Source organism: Schnuerera sp. (assembly GCF_035459645.1).
GTDB lineage: Bacteria > Bacillota > Clostridia > Tissierellales > Tepidimicrobiaceae > Schnuerera.
Map to the genome: position 1 here is coordinate 1 of NZ_DATHXO010000424.1, position 1,756 is coordinate 1,756.

Consider the following 1,756-nt stretch of genomic DNA (forward strand, 5'->3'; position numbering starts at 1 on the left):
GGAACATTTTAGTCATTAAAGTTAAATCAGGTATTACATCTTTAACTTTATCATTATGACCATGTACAAAAAATGCTTTTTCATGGAATATATCTACAACGCCTATCTCAAATTCTTCAACTTCATTTATTTTATTTTCAATTATTTTTATATTTTGTATATCTTTTAATCTAGTTTTTAAATGCCAAGGAATAAATCTTGCAAAAGATTCCTTTTCAATATGTTCTTTTTTGTTTTTATTTGTTCTACTATGATTATCGACTACAGAATAAAATTCAACTTGATTTATATTTTTAGCAAATTCTAACATCATATTTGCTAATGTTTCAGCAACGTACATAGTTTGATAAACCACATCTTCTTCATTCATTACTCTTGTAGTAACATGAATATCTCCACTTATTAGATCATTCTGATTAAGCATTTTTAAGGTATCCACATTCATTAATTTACAATAGTTAATAACATCTGTTGTTAATTTGTTTATTCTCTTATCAAATATTTCATGATTGTATGTATTAAGAAAATTATCTACAATTTCTCCCATATGAAAGTCAGATAATTGTAAAATAGCTACCCTTTCGCCTTGATAGCTAGGATATGTATTTAATTCTAATGGTTGCTCTTTTGAAATAATATTTGCACATTCAATAAAAACATCTTGTAGATTTTCTATTCTTGCCTCATCTCTAAGATGTTTTCTTAATTCTCTTAATTTATCTCTAGTCTTAACTTGTTGTTTGTACATTTCATCCATTTTCTTGTCCATTTCAACCAATACTTCATCATCTGTAATATTTTCATTTAAACAATCATCCCATCCTTCTATGTAAGCATGGGCGTGTTTTCTATAAGCCGATTCATCCCAATTATTGCCCGTATCAGCATTGAGCAAATCACCAATTTCTTTATTGGTTAATCCATATATATCTTGATTTCTATATAATCTCATTTTATATTGCTTAAAATTCTCATTAGCTTGTCTTTTTATATTAGACAATATCCATCCCCCTTTATAAAATAGACTTTAATTTTTCTAATTCATCTTCATTTAGTAATTCTCCCAAACTAAAACTTTCTTTTATATTTTTATCTCTTATAATATAATTTCCTTTTTTATTTTCGTTTTCTATAATTTCTGTATCAATATAATCTTGTTCCATTCTTATCCTCCAAAAATAATATGTAGGGAGATTTTGTACAGTTCTCCCAAACTGTTAATAAGTATGAATAAGTCTTGGTGTGAGTGGAGAGATTCGAACTCTCAAGGATTTCTCCCAATAGTTTCTAAGACTATCATGTATACCATTCCAACACACTCACAATTTTAACTCTAGCCAAATAGACAGGCTGTATTTGACTAGTGGAGAATTATTTTTTGTTGCTTCTTAACAACATCTAACAATTATGCCTGTCCGTTGTGATTGGTACGTGCTAAGCTAGTCACATCCATATATGCATAATCTAGAATTATGCTAAATATACTACCATCGCACTCCGTCAATGGTCTATTTGTCTTTGTGCCTATAGCTACTTGAGTTTGTCTACTCGTTCACTATAGAGACTTTGCTATTCAGCAAAGCATTGTTTGTTACAAAACACTACTGATTATCTGGTTCAGTAGTTAAAACCTTTACTTGTCTTGAACTATAAGTAAAAGACTATAATAATAGGGGAATTATCCCCTACTCACAAATGGAATATTTGAAACGGGCTTTAATCATGCCTTCCAGTGGTATTAAATTGTTGATTTTAT

At 28.9% G+C, this 1,756-nt stretch carries 2 protein-coding genes and 1 tRNA gene; all 3 read right to left on the minus strand.

Annotation, left to right across the window (positions count from 1 at the left end):
* Positions 1–1,000, minus strand: a 1,000-nt coding sequence (locus VK998_RS10070; RefSeq protein ID WP_325228002.1) for a hypothetical protein, incomplete at its 3' end; no start/stop codon positions are given.
* Positions 1,001–1,013: 13 nt separating this feature from the next.
* Positions 1,014–1,163, minus strand: coding sequence for a hypothetical protein (locus VK998_RS10075; protein WP_325228003.1), 150 nt, complete (start codon positions 1,161–1,163; stop codon positions 1,014–1,016).
* Between the two features lie 75 nt (positions 1,164–1,238).
* A tRNA-Leu gene (locus tag VK998_RS10080) sits at positions 1,239–1,323 on the minus strand.
* Between the last annotated feature and the right edge of the window lie 433 nt (positions 1,324–1,756).